The following is an 18,341-nucleotide window of genomic DNA, read 5'->3' on the forward strand; positions in this document are numbered from 1 at the left end:
ATTTATGAATGTCTGAATGATGCCCATCTGAAACATAAAAAAGAACTGGATTCCTTGCTGACTCTACGATTTCAGAAGTTTAATAAATCTCAGATTATGAACGTCTAAAGTATAGGTAATTTTCTGTCATCAACGCTGAAAGTTTCTCAGCGATCGCAGTAGAGATAAATTGATCGATCGAAATTCCATCACGAGCCGCTAGATCATCTAAACTTTTCTGTAATGAGTCGGGAATTTGAACTTGGATGGTACTCATGGTAACTTACCTATTAATCGTAGGAAACCTGAAGGCTCAAAGCGTGGGTTTCATTTTTAACATAGCCACCTTTACTCGATCGATAAATTACGATCAAACCAATTAGATTAACCATCTACTTAACTGTTGGTTTGCGGAATTTGGAGGGAGAGGGAAAATATTCTACTCGTTCATTTTTAAGCGCTTGTGCCATAAAATCGCGCCAAATGGGAGCGGCAAAACCACCACCGGTGATACCTTTACCTAAAGTGCGATTTTGGTCATCTCCAATCCACACCGCCGTGGCTAATTGGGGAACATAACCGACAAACCAGACATTTTTCTCGTTATCGGTAGTACCGGTTTTTCCCGCTGCCGGACGACCGATTTGGGCCGAAGTTGCTGTTCCTCCTTGAATAACTCCCTGTAGGACAGAATTGAGGGAAGCGGTGGCCCAGGGGTCTAAAACTAGCTTCGGTTTGGGTGTATTATCGAGCATGACGTTACCCCGGCTATCGGTAACACGCATGATAAAGGTCGGCTCAGAATGCCAGCCATTACTGGCAAAAGTAGCGTAAGCTCCCGCCATTTCCAGAGGAGTCACATCCACGGATCCCAAAGGTAAAGAGGTCACGGCAATTAAAGGACTCTCGAAACCCAGCAGACGACAGACTTCAATGACTTTATTCAACCCGACACGACGACCGAGAATAACTGCGGGAATATTCAGAGACTGCATCAGAGCGCTACGCAGGGAAACCGGACCAGAAAAGCCGCCACCGTAGTTTTTTGGGCTATAGAAGCCGCCGGCCTCGCGAAAACGGACGGGAGCATCATTAACCACGGTTTCGGGGGTAAAACGACCACTAGCGAAGGCAGTATAATAGACGAAAGGTTTAAAAGCTGACCCCGGTTGACGACGGGATTGAATGGCCCGGTTTAATTGACTTTTATTGTAATCAACGCCACCGACGAGCGCCTTGACGAAATGGGTGCGGGGATCCACCGCAACTAGAGAAATTTGTAGGTCTTTGGTACGAATACCGCGACCACGCAAGCCATTATAGGCCCGTTGAATGGTGGACTCGGCCATGTTTTGAAAGTCAAGATCGATCGTAGTTTGAATCCGCATTCCCCCTTTAGTTAGGGTTTCTTTGCCAAATTTTTGCCGCAATTCTGCCACCACTGCATCGGTAACGTAGGGTAATTTACTTTCTTGCCAAGCGGTGGGTTTACCCAGTTTCAGAGGTTCCTTTAAAGCGGCCTCTTCCTGTGCGGGGGTAATCCAACCTAAGCTACGCATCCGACTGAGAACCAGTGCCTGTCTTTCCTTGGCGGTTTTATAATTATTAAAAGGACTATAAACTTCCGGTGCTTGGATTAATCCGGCCATCATCGCCGATTCTGCTAAATTTAACTCGGAGGCGGGTTTATTAAAATAACTTTTAGCGGCGGTTTGAACTCCGTAATTATTATGACCCCAATAGATATTATTGAGGTACATTTCCAGAATGTCATTTTTGCTAAAAACCTGTTCTACTCGTATTGCTAGGACTGCTTCAGCTAATTTACGGCTAACGGTGCGCTGATGGGAAAGAAAGATATTTTTGACTAACTGCATGGTAAGGGTAGATGCACCTTCCACCACACCGCCACTTTTCCAGTTAGCGATCACTGCCCGACCGATACTATTAGGATTAATACCACGATGGTGATAAAAATGGCTATCTTCGATCGCCATCACGGCGCGTTTCAGATTGGGGGAAATTTGATCGAGTTCCACCACTTCCCGATGTGCTTCTCCGTGTAAGCTGGTCAGGGGTCTGCCTTTAACATCATAGATATAACTGGTTTCCGTGGGGACATAGCCCTGTAAAATCCTCACATCGGGTAGATTGCGGTAACTGATCGCTAATCCTACCACAGCCCCCGTCACCACGGCCGTGGATACCATCAACAGGCCGAGAGCGGTTCCCCCTGCGACTCTAGAGACTCCCTGAAGAAAGCTATCGGGGGAACTACTGGACTGCTGCTCTTTGTCTTGATTGCCGAGGGTACTGGTGGACACGATGGTTACAATTTCCTTTTTCCAAGAGGGGACTGATCGATCGAACTGGCTTGAAAGTCTATTCTATAGGTTTTGTTAAAAAATCGAATACTAGCTTACAGCAATTATGGCCGATCTGGCTCTAGATTCGATCGGCCATGGCAGGGGGATTAGGAGCAGCATAGTTAGATATCAGGGACAAAACAGGGTATCGCGGGTATTTCTGCCAGTTATGGGGTTAGTTCCTGTGGCTATCTCACAAAGATACTTTTCCACATCGGAGCGAATAATTGCATCGGTAAAATCGGCTCCGTCGATAATTGCACCTTTGATTAAAATGTTAGTGGCAAAAGCTCCTTCGAGAACGGCATTGGTAAAGTTGGCTCTGGTTAAACGGGCCGATTCTAAATCCACATTTCTCATATTGGCATCGCTAAAGTCGGCCCCCTCCAAGTTGGCAGAAAAAAAGCGTACTCCTTCCAGATTGGCATGACTGAAGTTACTACCGCGCAGATTAGAGTGATCGAAGGTGGAATCGCGCAAATCCTGCCCCCCAAAGTCATTATCGGTCAAATTGCGGTTATTGTAACTTAGCGCTTGGGCCGGAGCTAAGGAGAATAATAATACTAATATACTAGCAAACAAGATTAGTAGAGTTTTGCGAGAAAATTGCGCCATATTGCCACCTGATCAATCAACCTTTTCTATAATAAGCTGTACTGGATTTAAACCGCCTATCGGGAATTGTAGTACAAATGCTCGAACTGGCCGCCCCTCTATAGTTTCTCAACACGATTTATTATCATTAGACCTCTTGCATAATTAATTTTTGATGGTTCAAAAACGGCAAAAATAAGAATTAAACTGCCTAAAATCTGTAAATAGACCATTTATTTAATTATTATTCATTCTTAATTCTCCTGACGACCGGCTCCTGGCTACTGGCTACTGACTCCTAACCCTAACAACAATTTTTAGTTTTCACAAGAGGTCTATTACCCGGCACTCGTTGACAATTATCCCCGGATTTACCAAGGGCGATCGATCTGCTAGATTTTTGATGTTGGATATCTTAGATAGATATGGCTGGTCATAGTAAATGGGCAAATATTAAACGACAAAAAGCGCGGGTTGATGCCAAAAAAGGGCAAACTTTCACCCAGTTATCCCGGGCCATTATCGTGGCTACGCGTAACGGTGTTCCCGATCCGGCGGGCAATTTTCAGCTACGCACGGCGATCGAAAAAGCCAAGGCGGCCGGTATTCCTAATGACAATATCGAAAGAGCGATCGCTAAAGGGGCGGGAACTTGGGAAAATGACTCAGCTTTTGAGGAAATTCGCTACGAGGGTTATGGTCCGGGGGGTGTGGCGATCCTGATCGAAGCACTGACCGATAATCGCAATCGCACAGCGGCGGATCTGCGGGCGGCTTTTAGCAAAAATGGCGGTAATTTAGGTGAAACGGGCTGTGTGGGCTGGATGTTTGACCATAAGGGGGTAATTCGCCTTGAGGGAACTATTGATGAGGATAAGCTTTTAGAAGCTTCCCTAGAGGGCCAGGCCCAATCCTACGAGTTTTTTGACAGTGAGGAGGAAGGTCAAGGGGTAGAAGTTTTTACTGAGGTGTCTAACCTGGAGAGATTGAATAAGGTTCTGCAAGCAGCGGAATTTAAGGTCAAAGAAGCAGAATTACGCTGGATTCCCACTAATACCCTAGAAGTGAGCGATCGAGACCAGGCCAGTTTTTTATTCAAGTTAATCGACACCCTAGAATCCCTCGATGATGTGCAATCGGTGACAGCTAATTTTGATTTAGTCGAGGAATTGATGTTAGGGGATCTGTGATCCTAAATTCCTAGACTGCTCACTGATTCTGGGCCTGATCAAGAGATAATCTGTCCCCAAAATCGCGTAAAAATTCGGGTTCCGTAAAAATCGATCGCTCTGGCCATGATTTTTAACCTTTGACACACAGCACCTGCTTGAGAGTGGCGACAATTTCCACTAGATCAGCTTGTTGATTCATCACCTGTTGGATCGGTTTATAGGCCCCCGGAATCTCATCAATAACGTCCTCATCCTTGCGGCATTCAACCCCTTGGGTTTGGGCGATTAAATCATCAAGAGTAAAGGTTTTTTTAGCCAGATTTCTCGACATCAAGCGCCCGGCCCCGTGGGAACAGGAACAGAAGCTATTATGTTCTCCTTTACCTTTAACAATATAAGATTGCGCTCCCATGGAACCGGGGATAATGCCATAATCGGTTTCTCTAGCGCGGACGGCTCCTTTGCGGGTGACATAAACCTCCTCCCCAAAATGAATTTCTTTTTCGGCATAATTGTGATGACAATTAACCACTAAGAGGGGTTTAGTTGGTTTGCCTCCCGCTAGATGTTTTTCAACAATCCGTTTAAATCTAGCCATCATAATTTCCCGATTATAACGGGCATATTCCTGGGTCCATTGTAGGTCATGCCAGTAGGCGGTAAATTCTTCTGTACCGGCGACAAAGTAGGCCAAATCGAGGTCGGGTAATTTACATTCTGCTAGTTTGGCTAACTCTTTGGCAGTATCAATATGACATTGGGCCAGTTGATTACCAATACCTCTAGAACCGGAATGGAGCATTAACCAAACTTGATTATCTGTATCTAAACAAATTTCGATAAAGTGATTACCACCCCCCAGAGAACCCATTTGTTTAAGGGCTTTTTTCTCTAGGTTTTGTACACCTCGATGAATCTGTTTAAATTCCCCCCATTTTGACCATTTAGTCACTTCCCGATCCACTTCTTTATTTTCCGCAAAACCGACGGGAATATTCGCCTCTACATCGAGGCGAATTTTTTTAAGTTTTCCCTGCAATTGTTCACCAGTAAAAGGCATTTTTAGGGCAGCCATGCCGCAACCGATATCGACTCCGACGGCGGCGGGAATTACGGCATCTTTGGTGGCAATCACCGAACCGACTAAAGCACCTTTACCCAAGTGAACATCGGGCATTAAAGAAATGTGTTTATAAACAAAAGGTAGGGAGGCAACATTTTTGGCCATTTGGGTTTCTTGGGGTCCCAATTCATGGCCCGCCCAAGATAAAATCGGTGTCGGGGTGGAAAGTTTCAGAGTTTCGTAAGCCATAGTTTTTATGAAATAATCAGATAAAAGGCGGATGCAACTAAGACAATAAGGCAATTGAGATTCTGCGATGAATTAGATAAATTGTTATCGGCGATCGTGTTTTAACACAGAGGATAAGCTGTTGACTATCTAAATTACCCGCTCAGACTGCCCCCTGGGAAAATTTTTGACTTTCACCGCAGGTTTACCGACTACTGCAATACTACCAAAAAGGTTCGGATACCTACACTATCGAGAAAGCGGGGTTATTTTGCACTATAGAGATAACAAAGGAACTGATAGGGGTGGGTATCGCCTAAAAACCGAGTACAGTTCCGATTCTAGAAGTCACTATAATTTGTATCGGAGCAGCACAAAGATTATGGGAAAAGTAGTTGGAATTGACTTAGGGACGACTAACTCCTGCGTCGCGGTTATGGAAGGGGGTAAACCCACCGTTATCGCCAACGCCGAAGGGTTTAGAACCACGCCCTCAGTCGTCGCCTACGCCAAAAGTGGCGATCGCCTAGTAGGACAAATCGCCAAACGTCAAGCGGTAATGAACCCGCAAAATACTTTTTATTCCGTCAAACGCTTCATCGGCCGGAAATTCAACGAAGTTACCAACGAAGCCACAGAAGTATCCTACAAAACTCTCCAGGACGGCAACGGCAACGTTAAATTAGACTGTCCCGCCCAGGGCAAACAATTCGCCCCCGAAGAAATTTCCGCCCAGGTACTGCGGAAACTGGTGGAAGATGCCAGTAAATACCTCGGCGAAACCGTTACCCAAGCAGTCATCACCGTACCCGCTTATTTTAACGACTCCCAACGTCAAGCCACCAAAGATGCCGGGAGAATTGCTGGGGTTGAAGTTCTCCGCATTATCAACGAACCCACCGCCGCCTCTCTTGCCTACGGATTAGACAAAAAAGCTAACGAAACCATTCTCGTTTTTGACTTGGGTGGGGGAACCTTTGACGTATCGGTTCTAGAAGTGGGTGATGGTGTCTTTGAAGTTCTCGCTACCTCTGGAGATACTCATCTCGGTGGTGATGACTTCGATAAAAAAATCGTTGATTATCTAGCCGGAGAATTCAAAAAAGTTGAAGGAATAGATCTCCGTCAAGATAAACAAGCCCTGCAACGTCTCACAGAAGCGGCAGAAAAAGCCAAAATTGAGCTTTCTAGCGTTACCCAAGCGGAAATTAACCTGCCCTTCATCACCGCTACCGCCGAAGGACCAAAACACCTAGATACTACCCTAACTAGAGCTAAATTTGAAGAAATTTGCGCCGATTTAATTGATCGCTGTCGGATTCCCGTCGAAAATGCCATCCGTGATGCCAAAATCGATAAATCTGCCCTCGATGAAGTGGTTCTCGTCGGTGGTTCAACCCGGATTCCCGCCGTCCAGGAATTAGTTAAAAAAGTTCTGGGCAAAGATCCTAACCAAAGCGTTAACCCCGATGAAGTGGTAGCCGTCGGCGCCGCTATTCAAGGTGGTGTTCTCGCCGGTGAAGTCAAAGATATTCTTCTGCTTGATGTTTCGCCCCTGTCTTTGGGTGTGGAAACCCTCGGCGGTGTGATGACGCGGATTATTACCCGCAACACCACTATCCCCACCAAAAAATCGGAAGTTTTCTCCACGGCAGTAGATGGACAAACTAACGTGGAAATCCACGTCCTGCAAGGGGAACGGGAAATGGCCAAAGATAACAAGAGTTTGGGAACTTTCCGACTCGATGGTATCCCTCCCGCTCCTCGTGGTGTGCCTCAAATCGAAGTGGTTTTCGACATCGATGCTAACGGTATTCTCAATGTCACCGCTAAGGATAAAGGTACAGGAAAAGAACAATCGATCAGCATCACCGGCGCTTCTACCTTGCCCCAAAATGAAGTGGAACGCATGGTTAATGAGGCAGAATCGAACGCCTCGGTGGATAAGGAACGTCGTGAACGCATTGAACGCAAAAATCAAGCTGATTCCTTGGTTTATCAAGCTGAGAAGCAGTTGGAAGAGTTAGGCGATAAGGTTCCTCCATCTGAGAAAAATAAAGCCCAAGGGTTGATTAAAGACCTGAAAGAAGCGATCGCTCAAGACGATGATGGTAAGATCAAAACCATCCTACCGGAATTACAACAAGCCCTCTACGCGATCGGTAGTAGTATGTATCAGCAAGGAGCCCCTAGCAATCCCCCCGGTGGCAATAATGACAATGGCCCCTCTGGTGGTGCTGGTGGTGGCGATGATGTCATCGATGCGGAATTCTCCGACGCTAAATAAAAATTAAGTTCTTAGCTTCGGGAAGGACACAAGTTAACTTGTGTCCTTTTTTCCTTGCGGCTTTCTTAAAGATAAGGCTGTCACCGAAAATTAGGACTAAACTTAAGTGAACCATCTTGGAGGACTAAGATTAAGAAAATGGAAATTTACCAATTTAGCCAACGCCAGACAATTATTATGGCTATTCTAGTCCTCTATCTCGGTAAGTATTTAACCAAAAATATCAAATTTCTGCAAGATTATAACATTCCTGATGCCGTTGCTGGTGGTGTCTTGGCTTCCTTGTTTTTCGGTCTATTTTTTGCTGTTTTTAAATGGCAAATTGAATTTACCCTTAATGTTCGGGATGCCCTGTTAATCGTTTTTTTTACTACTATCGGGCTGTCCTCAAAACTAAAAACCCTGCTGCAAGGGGGGAAACCCTTGCTAATTTTATTAATAACCGCCGTGGTTTATCTCATTCTACAAAATTTAGCTGGGTTAGGAGTGGCAAAAGTGATGGGATTAGATTTACCCATCGGTTTGATTGCTGGTTCCGTTTCTTTGAGTGGGGGTCACGGGACTGCCATTGCTTGGGCTTCTATTTTTCGTGATAATTATGGCATCGCCAAAGCATCAGAAATCGGTGTAGCTAGTGCTACTTTTGGGCTAGTTTTAGGGGGAATTATTGGCGGACCGGTGGCTAAATGGTTAATTACGAGAAATCGACTGCGAGCCAATAATCAAGATCAAGATTTAACGGTGGGAATTAAACAAAGCCAGAGGAATGTCAATATCGATTACAATACAATGCTCCATTCAATCTTAGTGATTGGTTTAACTATCGGTTTAGGTAATCAGATTAACTACTGGGTGACTCCCCTTGGTTTAAAATTACCGGATTTTGTCACCTGTTTATTGGCAGGAATTATCCTGACTAATACCGTACCTTTGGTGTTGAAACGCTTTCCTTGGCCCGCTAATACGCCCTCTTTAGCCTTAATTTCTGATGTTAGTCTCGGTTTATTCCTATCTATGTCCTTGATGAGTTTACAATTATGGACATTGATCGATTTGGCCGGACCGATTGCTATCCTGTTATTAGTGCAGTTCTCACTCAGTATTATTTATACTGTTTTACTGGTCTTTCCCTTAATGGGAAAAAACTATCATGCTTCAGTAGTTTGCGCCGGTTATTTGGGTTTAACTCTAGGGGCAACTCCCACAGCGATTGCCAATATGACAGCGGTGACGGAACATTTTGGGGCTTCTCCCCAGGCATTTATTATTGTTCCTTTGGTGGGGGCATTTTTTATTGATTTGTTTAATGCTTTTATCATCCAGCAATTTTTGAATTTTCTGACTTAAAAATTTTTATCGATCAAGTAATTATGGCTCTTCGGTTTGTGTTATGCAATGGACGGGGGTTATAAGGGATGGAACCCCTATATAGAAAGGCATTTAGCGATTTTTGTCAATTGTTTTTGCTCTAGAGCAAACTAATCAATTAAGTCTCTTGCCAGATAAGGATTTAGTCGATTTATGCCCCCCTATCGAATCATACCAAGTAACGAAGAACCCAAAACACTTACATTATGGCTCTTATGGATGTATTCACTCATTTTTCTATTATACCCTGCGAGCGGCGGGGAATTAGACCCGAAGAGATTAAAGCATATCTAAATATTTTTGGGTTAAAAGTTAAACTTCAGGCTCCTATTTAGTACGAGTTTACTAAGCGACTAATTTTCCCAAAAAAATTAGTTAACACATGATTGTAACATATAATTAATTTGCAAGAGTTCTAATGTTTTTTTGGATAGAAATCATGAAATCCCCCTCTCGTTTTTTCATCGGGATCGCCGGAACCATAACGGTCGGTTTCCTCGCTACCTCGTCGGTTCAAGCTTCGCCTTTAAATTTACAATTTCTCGGTCAATCGATTGTTCCCACGGGGTTTATTCCCTCAGGCCCAGCGGGAACCGTGAACGGTGTCTCCGTTCCGGTCGGGGGATTATCGGGCATTACCTACGATCCGGCGGCTAATAACTTTTACATCATCTCGGATGATCGCTCTCAGAACGGCCCGGCGCGTTTCTACACCGCAACGATCAATCCGACGCTATTTAATGTTAATGGGACGAATAGCGGCGTTACCTTTACCGGTGTTACGCCACTTTTACAGACTAACGGGCAAACTTTCCCCGCGCTGAGTCTCGATCCAGAAGGGATCGCGCTCGTGGGTTCTAATCTGTATATTTCCTCCGAAGGGGAGGTCTCTAACAATCAGATTCTCAATCCCTTTGTCAATCGATTCGCGCTGGCCAACGGTCAACAGAACGATACTTTACCGATTCCAAACCAGTTTATCCCCGCGCCGAACTCGATTCCCACCACGAGCGGGGTTCGCAATAATCTGGCTCTAGAAAGTCTGACCACCACCCCAGATCAGCGATTCCTGTTCACGGCCTCCGAGAACGCGCTTGTGCAGGATGGGCCGGCTGCGACGCCAACGAACGGTTCTCCCTCACGGATATTGCAGTACGATCTCGCTAATGGACAGCCGATCGCTCAATTCCTCTACAATACCGATCCAATCGCCCTTCCCCCGACTATTCCAAGCCCAGTCGATGTCAACGGACTCGTCGATTTACTGGCACTTGATAATAGTGGCAAACGCTTTCTCTCCCTAGAACGTTCTTTCTCCATAACGACGGGAACACCAGGGAATACGGGCTATACTGTGAAAATCTACGAGGTTTCCCTGGAGGGGGCCACCGATATTAGTGCCTTTCCCAGTATTAATGGGGTTTCGGGTATCGTGGCCGCCCAGAAAACCCTATTATTCGATTTGACCTTGTTAAATATCCCCATCGATAACGTGGAGGGGATTACCTTCGGCCCCTATTTACCGAACGGCAAGCGCTCAATAATTCTTGTCAGCGACAATAACTTTACCCAGTTCCAATTTACTCAATTTCTCGCCTTTAGCGTCGAAACTGTACCCGAACCCTCAACCCTAGCAGGATTGTTGGTGATCGGTTGCGTTGTTATTCTAGTCAAAAAACGGGAAAGCTAAACAAAATCTGGCAACAGCATAGAGATCAGGCTATCTTTGGGGTTGCCGAGCGTTTCGTCAATTGGACAATGGCTCTTCTAGGTTCTGTGTGATAAGTTTAACTTACAATATGATCGATCAATCTTTGTGTTCTTTGTGTCTTTGTGGTTAGTCTAGCCCCTCGCTAGGAGGAATGTATCTTAGAATACATTTTACCCACCAAATCCAAGAGAGCCTAATACCAAATCGGTTTTTGATAATATCATTAACTGCCAATCAAACTTTAAAAACCCAGTTATGGACTGTTTCTCCCTGTCCCAGCGCTCCCCGTTTCCACAAGGACACAAGTTAACTTGTGTCCTTTTTTAGGTTCAAAATCGGAATTTAAGCTAATCCGACTAATTTAGCGCTGTATTCCCACATTTTTTCGCCTCTTTCCTCGTCGCGAGCTTGAGGAGAAACCCTTTGTACAAAAGATTTACCCTCTTTTTTCTGACGGTTGCCCCAACTCCAGTAAGCACCAGATTGACGGTATTGGGGGTCAGCCACCACCATGGTCACTCTTTCCCCAGCTAATTCTTGGGAAACATAGCCACCAGTGATATTTTTCTGGAACCAAGGGAAAAACTGCTGGAAAAAGGGGTAATGATTGCGGAAAAGGGGTGTATCGGCCACACAACCCGGATAGAGGGAAGTAAAAGTGATTCCGGTGGATTCGTGATAGCGTTTGTGCAGTTCCCGCATGGTGAGAACATTACACACCTTACTATCTTTGTAGGCTTTGACCGATTCAAATTTTTTGCCGTCGGCCATAGTAATCGGCTCTTTGAAACCCTTGGCAAACCCTTCCAAATCGCCCAAATCGGGACGAGGAGGAATTTTACCGCCTAATTCATCGGGATTATGGGTGACAGTGCCGAGAATGACTAAACGGCGGTCGGGAGAAGGGGAATTTTTTAGATCTTCCAAGAGCAAATTCGAGAGCAGGAAATGACCTAAATGATTGGTGGCCATGCTCAATTCATAACCGTCGGGACTTCTTAAGGGTTCTTTGAGCAAAGGCAGATAGATAGCGGCATTGCAGACTAAAGCGGTTAGAGAGCGGCCCAAGGCCCGGAAATTTTTAACGAAGCGCCGGACGCTATCGAGGGAACCGAGGTCGATAAATTCAATAGAGTAGTTATCCCGGGGAATGTTTAATTCCTTGGCAGCCTGTTCCATTTTCGGGATATCCCGACAGGCCATAACCACAAACCAACCTCTTTGAGCAAGGGATTTAGCGGCGTAGAGACCGACTCCAGAAGTTGTCCCAGTAATGATCACCGTGGGTTTTTGATCTTGTACCATTTTTTGATAGTTTTCGTTAATCGCTCTGGTCTAGGGAATATCCAAGGGATTCCAATCATAAATTTTATCGGTTGTCTTACCTGACCCCCAGGTTCCCTTTACATAACTTCAAATTTTCCTGAGTGTTCACTTATCAGTTATCAGTTATCAGTTATCAGTTATCAGATTTGAGTTTTAAGTTTACCGATCTCCCCGCTCCCCACACCCCACTTCCCCACTTCCCCAATTCATAATTCATAACTAACGAATGGGTTTAGCTAAATCACCGATTTTGAAACCATTACCAGTAATGATGCGACCGACGCTAGATTGACCATCAGCTTCGACAATTTCGAGAGTGCCAATCGGTTGAGTAATCTGACGGATAACCTTACCCGTTTGCGGATCCTTGACCGTTTGGGTCGTCCTTTCGATGGAAATGCGTAAACCGACACGATAGCCTTCTCCCGTACCTTTATTGAGAATTACCTGATTTCCCGCCACGGCAGCCACTAAAGCGGTGACAGTCGGGAGCGAGCGAGGTGTAGCGGCGATTTGGTCGGCTTTATCATTGAGATTATCCACCACCTGCGCCACTGCCTTATCGGTGGCAATACTGAGTAATTTCCCTTCGTTGGAGGTTTGGGAACCACCCCCAACCCCTAAAACCACGGTTGAACCATCGGATTGATTGGCAGTACCATCTCCCTGAGCGGTGGTAATAATTTCGGCCGTGGTAGTATTAATTGCTCGGACATTTAACTTGACAAAAGCATCGGTTTCTGTCTTAGCGGTGCTAAAAATAATAAACGAGCCACCGGATTGTTTTTTTTGTAAATCGAATTGGGTAATCGAACCGATAATCACCACATCTACCCCCAAAATTTGCCCGATTTGAGCAGCGGTAGCGGCATCTACCCGTCCCGAAGCCCCAAAATTTTGTTCTCTGAGGACGGCATCAATGCGACTGCGCTCAATGACTGTATAGCGACCACTTTCCACCAATTTATTGACGAGAATATCACTGACACCACTGGCCCCACCATTGAAAAATGTTAACCACTGGGGATTACTGAGACCGCTATAATCGAAGTCTAAAACCGCTACTCGCACCTTTTCGCTTTTTTGGGCTAAGAGTAACGGTAAATTGTTAGAGATAGCCTGGGAGAAAGCTGGTGCGTTGAAGCTAAAACCCAAACTAGAAGCGACTCCCACAAGGGTGATTAGGGCAGAAAAACCACGGATACTATCTCGATCGAACATGATAAGGGGTTCTCCAGTCAAATAGAATATAGATCATAATCATCTCAGAATTACTCTAACCATCGAGAGTGATCAAGAGGAAGAATTTTGAATGGCAGTAATTAAACCTCTCACTTCCTCAGTTCCCTCGGAAGCTTCAAAGGAAGTGGGAAATTTACCCTTAGCAATCATCCGCAATCCCAAGGGGGCAATACTTAATAAACCCTGTAAATCGCGCCAATAATTGCCCAGCACATAGAGGCCGAATTTGCGTTCATCAACCCATCCCCCTGCTTTGACTAATTCCACTAAAACTTTCCGGTGACGAATGGGACGACTACTATCGTCCGACTTGCGAGCGAGTATTTCCTGTTTAATTTTACCGATTTGATCCATGGGAGCCACTTCCATGGGACAAACCGCATTACAGAAATAGCAACGCGTACACCCCCAAACCCCGGCGGTGCCTTGATTATAAAGTTCTAGGCGACCTTCTTGATTACCATCGCGGGAATCTGCTAGGGTGCGCTGCGCTTTTGCTAAAGCGTGGGGACCGACAAAATCAGGATTCACTTGCTTGGCATTACATTCCGAATAACAGGCCCCGCACATAATGCAGTTACCCATCTGATTGAGATTGGCTCTTTCTTCCGGAGTTTGCAGAAATTCTCGTTCGGGAATGGTGCGTGCTTGACTACTAATATAAGGTTCAACCTTTTCTAAATCGTCCCAAAACGGTTGCATATTGACGATTAAATCCCGGATAATTGGTAAATTACCCAGGGGTGCGATCGTGATTTCGGGAATTTCTCCGGCATCTTTTTGGCTACAATGGTTTAATTCACTGGCGATATTTTTTTGACAAGCCAAGGCCGAACGACCGTTAATTTTCATCGCACAGCTGCCACAAATTGTATTGCGGCAATTTTTACGAAAGGCCAAAGTTCCATCAAGTTCCCATTTGATGCGATTAAGGCAGTCGAGAATTGTATTTCCCGCCTCCACCTCTAGGGTAAAATTTTCTAGGTAGGGGGTGTCGTTGGGTCGTTGACGCAGAATTTTAAAAGAAACTTCCATACTCGGCACGGGGATGAGGGACTCCTAATACTCAGGATAATCGATGTTAACGGGCCAAGGGGGAGCTAGTAATGGTAATTAATCCTTAAGATTTTCCCCGGTCGGTTGAGCCAAGGGGTGGGTATCTAGGTCTAATGATAGATGGGGAAGTCGCTCGAAAACAGTTTAATCCCCCCGGATTTACTGCTCTGGGTCATTAGTTTTTTGCCAACTCCAACCACAAGTATAGTTTCTCAATTCCTTGCTAGGTATAGCTTAAACGGTTTTATGTCCTCACTTTCTCCCCCCTGTTTTCCCCGCACCCGACCAAAAATTGCCAGAGTCTTGGCCAAAAATTTCCTCTCCCCCACAAGGTTTATACTTACTACCTAGTCTGGGGTCTTCTTAGCACGATTGTCATCACCGAACCATCAGTTTTAAAAAATTTATTATTCCCCTCTAGACATTTTTGGCAAGATTTTTGGTATGATCAATTTGTCAGTGTAAACTTAATTGACAGTCAGTCAAAAATCAAGGAACATTAAAAAGTACCATGAGTGACATCTCTCCTACTCCCCTAACCGGGAAAGCTCTACTTCAAAAAGTCAAAGAGTTATCCCACTTACCCCGTCGCGAAACGGCAAAACGTTGTGGTTACTACTCTCAAAGTAAAGATGGCCAGGTTCGGGTCAATTTAACCGACTTTTACGATGCTGTTTTAGGTGCAAAAGGGGTTCCTCTCGATCCCGAAGGCACTAAAGATGGCCGCGGCCGCGAACCCACTTTCCGGGTTAGTGTCCATAAAAATGGTCAAATCGTCATCGGTTCCACCTATACCGAACAAATGAACTTGCAGCCCGGCGATGAGTTTGAAATCAAACTTGGCTACAAGCACATCCACCTCAAACAAACGGAATCAGAAGAACCGGTAGAAGCTTAAATAGGTTACGGAGTAGGGATAAGGACAAAAAAAATCGGCAGTCAAAAGGGCTAGTTTTGACAAGACCGACTAAGAAGACAATATAGATTCTTACCCCTAATTCTAACCCCTGACCGCCTCTTTTATCAACTTGAGGGGTTTTCTCTAAGCACTTTTTCTTCTTTTTCGCAACCCCCTAGGGATGGATTTTTGTTGGAGCTAGGCTTTACCAGAGCAGAGTTCCACAGTTGTCCTATGCCTAGGGGGTTTGTTTTATGGGCTCTTCGGTTTGTGTTATGCAATGGATGGGGGTTATAAGGAATGAAACCCTTATAGAGACAGACATTACCGCGATTTTTGTCAATTGTTTGCGATCTAGAGCGAACTAATCAATTATATGCCCCCATATCGAACCATACCAAGTCCCGAAGAGCCGTTTTATGGGTGTTAGGAGACAGGAGACTCCGAGTTAGTATTCAGGAGATTATTTTTGTTTATTCTTCCCACACCCCACACCCCACACCCCACTTCTCTGACACCTAATTGACAATGAACATGGCTGCCTTAATAAAAATTATTATTTTCCTGTTAGCCTGGTTAATTCTCTGGCTGCCGATTGCCATTAGTTTAGGGAGTCGTTTGGGATGGCAACCGCTGCAAGGGACAAAACCTGACCAGAAATTGCCACTAGTGGCCTCTCTTTACGCCTTGGCTCCCTTAGTTATCTGGGGATTATTGAAGATAGAGGGGAGCAGCCTCCATAATTACGGATTAATTTCGTCATTTTCCCTATTTATCTCCCTAACCAAAGGATTAATCTTGGCAGTGGTGGGATTAGGGATAATTTTTTTTCTGGAGGGGATTTTGGCCTGGGTACATTGGCAGCCCAAAAACCTAACTCGTGCTTTTGCCTTGAGTTTACCCCTGTTGATAGTAGCTCTCTGGGTGGGTATTACCGAGGAATTAATCTTTAGGGGCATCTTTTTGAGCCAATTAAGCCAAGAATACGGTTTTGGGGTGGCGGGAGCCATTTCTAGCCTAATTTTTGCCCTGCTGCACTTGCTTTGGGAACGTCAGCAAACGCTGCCGCAACTACCCGGTTTATTTCTGATGGGGATGGTTCTGGTCTGGGCGCGGGCGATCGATCATGGTAGTTTAGGATTAGCTTGGGGACTTCATAGCGGTTGGGTGTGGGGATTAGCTTTGCTAGACAGTGCCGAATTGATGTCTTACAGCGATTCTGGGTTAGTTTGGGTTAAAGGTATCTATAACCAACCTTTAGCGGGTTTAGCGGGTATTCTTTGCCTCTTGGGGACAGCTTGGGGGTTAAACCTGCTTCAGTAACCAAAAGCCGGTAAAAGTGCGACCAGAATCATCCGGTTGTATGAGAAGAAAGTGCAAACCTTGGCTTTCCTCTTTGGTTGCTTGATAAATATTGGCTGCCCGGGCCACTTCTTCATCCTCGTAGGTCAGAAAAATCCAACGCTCATTTAGACCCGATTCCAAGACTAAACCGCCCGATCGCCCCGTTTCTGTGGGAATATGATCGATAAATACCGGGTTAATTTCCTCTAACCAACTAGCGATCGCCAGAGATTTTTTACCACCGGTAATAACCACGCCGGGGATCATGAGAGTGGAGGCTAAACCTAATTTTAAGGGAGAAAAGGCCTCTGGTAGGGAAAGAATCGGTATTCTGCGATCGCCAAAAAAGTTAACTAAATCAACGGCGGGAAAACGAGCAAAACGCCACTCTTGACCTAAAAATTGGTCGGGTAGGGGTTGCGGTGGAGGAGAGTCGATATTGATGGGGATTTGCCGTAATTCTAGCTGTTTTTTCAGAGCGTTAACGTGACGGGTTAACTCAATTTTGATCTGTAAATTCTGACCAGCGAGGAGAAATAAATTGGCGCATTGGGGGCGAAAAACTTGGATAATTTCTGGGGGGGAGACTTGACAAGCTTGCTCTAACTGTTGGGTTAACCAGTCGCTATTAGCTTGGGATTGGGGACAGGAATTTTCATAAATAAGATGACCGAGAGGATCGAAAATTAGCAATTGCCAGACTGTCTCAAGAGGTGAAGAAGATGAAGATTTATAAAAATCCGCTTGCCAAATAGTCATAATTCAGTCAAAAGCCACCAGTAAAAAGTCAAAAAATGGTCAGGAGTAGAGGTCAACTAAAAATTTTACCTTACCAAGACTTTAAAAATCTAGGAGCGAGACAAAAAAGGCTATATACTAGGGAAAGCTATAGCAAAACATATCGAGACAATGGAAGAAAATTGGCTAGAAATTGGGACAATAGTAGCACCCCAGGGACTGGAGGGAGAATTGCGAGTTTTATCGGTATCAGATTTTCCCGAACGTTTTCAGAAGCGAGGTATTAGGGGAATACAAGAGACCCAAGGGGGAGAAATCCGAGAAATTACGCTGCTCAGGGGACGTGAGCTACCGGGCAAAAATGTTTATGTTATCAAGTTAGAGGGGGTTGAAAATCGGGAACAGGCCGAAGCTTTGCGCGGATATAAATTATGGGCGAATAAACTGGAAAAACCTCGCCTAAAAGCGGATGAATATCATGTTAGTGAGCTAGTAAACTTGGAGGTTTATCATCACCTGACAGGAGAAAAAATCGGGGTTGTAGTAGATATTTTGTGGGCGGGTAATGACATTTTAGCAGTGCAACTAGAAGCAAATCTCGCCTCTGTTAAGAAAAAAAGCCCTTCCTCCGACTCAAAAGCCACGGCCCTGGTTCCCTTTGTCAAAGAAATTGTTCCACTGGTGGATCTGAAAGCGGCACGCATCGAGATTGCGCCACCACCGGGGTTATTAGAGATCAATTGGTCATAGACTTATTACTGAACTTCCCCCATACATATCTACTATAATAGCCGAAAACCTTTATCCATCAATGGATACACCCATTAACTTTTCTTGATGGAGCCATGTAATTTGTAACATTTATTAATGGACAAGAATTCTCTCCATTTGCTAGAATAGAGGTCATGTATATAGAAAAAGTTCCTAATCGTAATTACCCTCCCGCTGTTCTTCGACCAGATTCCTATC

The 18,341-nt window shown here is 45.0% G+C and carries 14 protein-coding genes and 3 pseudogenes; 9 read left to right on the forward strand and 8 right to left on the reverse strand.

Translation table 11 applies throughout. The features are described 5' to 3' along the window. Positions 1 to 108, forward strand: a pseudogene (locus tag EWV60_RS14445) (IS630 family transposase); the annotation flags it as partial. Positions 109 to 112: 4 nt separating this feature from the next. Here EWV60_RS14445 and EWV60_RS14450 read toward each other — a convergent pair. From EWV60_RS14450 to EWV60_RS14460, 3 genes and pseudogenes are all read right to left on the reverse strand, one after another. Beyond that, positions 113 to 256, reverse strand: a pseudogene (locus EWV60_RS14450) (YlcI/YnfO family protein); the annotation flags it as partial. Between the two features lie 115 nt (positions 257 to 371). Further along, entirely contained in the window at positions 372 to 2,303 is a 1,932-nt protein-coding gene (locus tag EWV60_RS14455) for a transglycosylase domain-containing protein (RefSeq protein WP_287232982.1), read from the reverse strand. 171 nt (positions 2,304 to 2,474) lie between these two features. Continuing rightward, a complete protein-coding gene (locus EWV60_RS14460; protein WP_002734112.1) occupies positions 2,475 to 2,960 on the reverse strand; it encodes a pentapeptide repeat-containing protein in 486 nt (161 codons plus the stop codon). Positions 2,961 to 3,364: 404 nt separating this feature from the next. On the opposite strand from EWV60_RS14460, the gene EWV60_RS14465 reads away from it, so the two are divergent. Beyond that, positions 3,365 to 4,129: a YebC/PmpR family DNA-binding transcriptional regulator gene (locus EWV60_RS14465; protein WP_287232984.1), complete on the forward strand. Its 765-nt coding sequence runs from the start codon at positions 3,365 to 3,367 to the stop codon at positions 4,127 to 4,129. Positions 4,130 to 4,241: 112 nt separating this feature from the next. Here EWV60_RS14465 and EWV60_RS14470 read toward each other — a convergent pair whose 3' ends face one another. After that, a complete protein-coding gene (locus EWV60_RS14470; protein WP_287232986.1) occupies positions 4,242 to 5,423 on the reverse strand; it encodes an RtcB family protein in 1,182 nt (393 codons plus the stop codon). A 361-nt stretch (positions 5,424 to 5,784) separates the two neighbouring features. Here EWV60_RS14470 and dnaK point away from each other — a divergent pair, with 361 nt between their 5' ends. The 4 genes and pseudogenes from dnaK (at position 5,785) to EWV60_RS14490 (ending at position 10,747) form a co-directional block, all read left to right on the forward strand. Further along, positions 5,785 to 7,689, forward strand: a complete 1,905-nt coding sequence (gene dnaK / locus EWV60_RS14475; protein WP_002750478.1) for a molecular chaperone DnaK — start codon at positions 5,785 to 5,787, stop codon at positions 7,687 to 7,689. Positions 7,690 to 7,827: 138 nt separating this feature from the next. Beyond that, the gene (gene gltS / locus EWV60_RS14480) at positions 7,828 to 9,036 is read left to right on the forward strand and encodes a sodium/glutamate symporter (RefSeq protein ID WP_004162253.1); all 1,209 of its coding nucleotides are present in this window, start codon (positions 7,828 to 7,830) and stop codon (positions 9,034 to 9,036) included. Between the two features lie 97 nt (positions 9,037 to 9,133). Continuing rightward, positions 9,134 to 9,325 (forward strand): annotated as a pseudogene (locus EWV60_RS14485) (hypothetical protein); the annotation flags it as partial. A 150-nt stretch (positions 9,326 to 9,475) separates the two neighbouring features. Beyond that, complete coding sequence (locus EWV60_RS14490) at positions 9,476 to 10,747, forward strand: esterase-like activity of phytase family protein (protein ID WP_103111279.1); 1,272 nt, start codon at positions 9,476 to 9,478, stop codon at positions 10,745 to 10,747. A gap of 363 nt (positions 10,748 to 11,110) precedes the next feature. On the opposite strand, the gene EWV60_RS14495 is transcribed toward EWV60_RS14490, so the two are convergent. The 3 genes from EWV60_RS14495 to EWV60_RS14505 form a co-directional block, all read right to left on the reverse strand. Beyond that, positions 11,111 to 12,073 carry a protochlorophyllide reductase gene (locus EWV60_RS14495; protein WP_287232990.1) on the reverse strand — a complete coding sequence of 321 codons (963 nt, stop codon included), beginning with the start codon at positions 12,071 to 12,073 and terminating at the stop codon, positions 11,111 to 11,113. Positions 12,074 to 12,313: 240 nt separating this feature from the next. Beyond that, a complete protein-coding gene (locus tag EWV60_RS14500; protein WP_287232992.1) occupies positions 12,314 to 13,315 on the reverse strand; it encodes a CsgG/HfaB family protein in 1,002 nt (333 codons plus the stop codon). A 72-nt stretch (positions 13,316 to 13,387) separates the two neighbouring features. After that, positions 13,388 to 14,371, reverse strand: coding sequence for a succinate dehydrogenase/fumarate reductase iron-sulfur subunit (locus EWV60_RS14505; protein WP_002732817.1), 984 nt, complete (start codon positions 14,369 to 14,371; stop codon positions 13,388 to 13,390). 532 nt (positions 14,372 to 14,903) lie between these two features. On the opposite strand from EWV60_RS14505, the gene EWV60_RS14510 reads away from it, so the two are divergent. Further along, positions 14,904 to 15,290 (forward strand): AbrB family transcriptional regulator, encoded by a 387-nt coding sequence (locus tag EWV60_RS14510; RefSeq protein ID WP_002734386.1) that lies wholly within the window; start codon positions 14,904 to 14,906, stop codon positions 15,288 to 15,290. A gap of 528 nt (positions 15,291 to 15,818) precedes the next feature. Then, positions 15,819 to 16,613, forward strand: a complete 795-nt coding sequence (locus EWV60_RS14515) for a CPBP family intramembrane glutamic endopeptidase (protein WP_287232994.1) — start codon at positions 15,819 to 15,821, stop codon at positions 16,611 to 16,613. Here EWV60_RS14515 and EWV60_RS14520 read toward each other — a convergent pair. Then, a complete protein-coding gene (locus EWV60_RS14520) occupies positions 16,596 to 17,393 on the reverse strand; it encodes a Tab2/Atab2 family RNA-binding protein (RefSeq protein ID WP_287232996.1) in 798 nt (265 codons plus the stop codon). The two genes, EWV60_RS14515 and EWV60_RS14520, sit on opposite strands and share 18 nt — an antisense overlap. A 150-nt stretch (positions 17,394 to 17,543) precedes the next feature. On the opposite strand from EWV60_RS14520, the gene rimM reads away from it, so the two are divergent. After that, positions 17,544 to 18,122 carry a ribosome maturation factor RimM gene (gene rimM / locus EWV60_RS14525; RefSeq protein ID WP_103111275.1) on the forward strand — a complete coding sequence of 193 codons (579 nt, stop codon included), beginning with the start codon at positions 17,544 to 17,546 and terminating at the stop codon, positions 18,120 to 18,122. Positions 18,123 to 18,341: the final 219 nt, after the last annotated feature.

Origin of the sequence: Microcystis sp. Msp_OC_L_20101000_S702 (assembly GCF_007095705.1) — a bacterium.
GTDB classification, from domain to species: domain Bacteria; phylum Cyanobacteriota; class Cyanobacteriia; order Cyanobacteriales; family Microcystaceae; genus Microcystis; species Microcystis ichthyoblabe_A.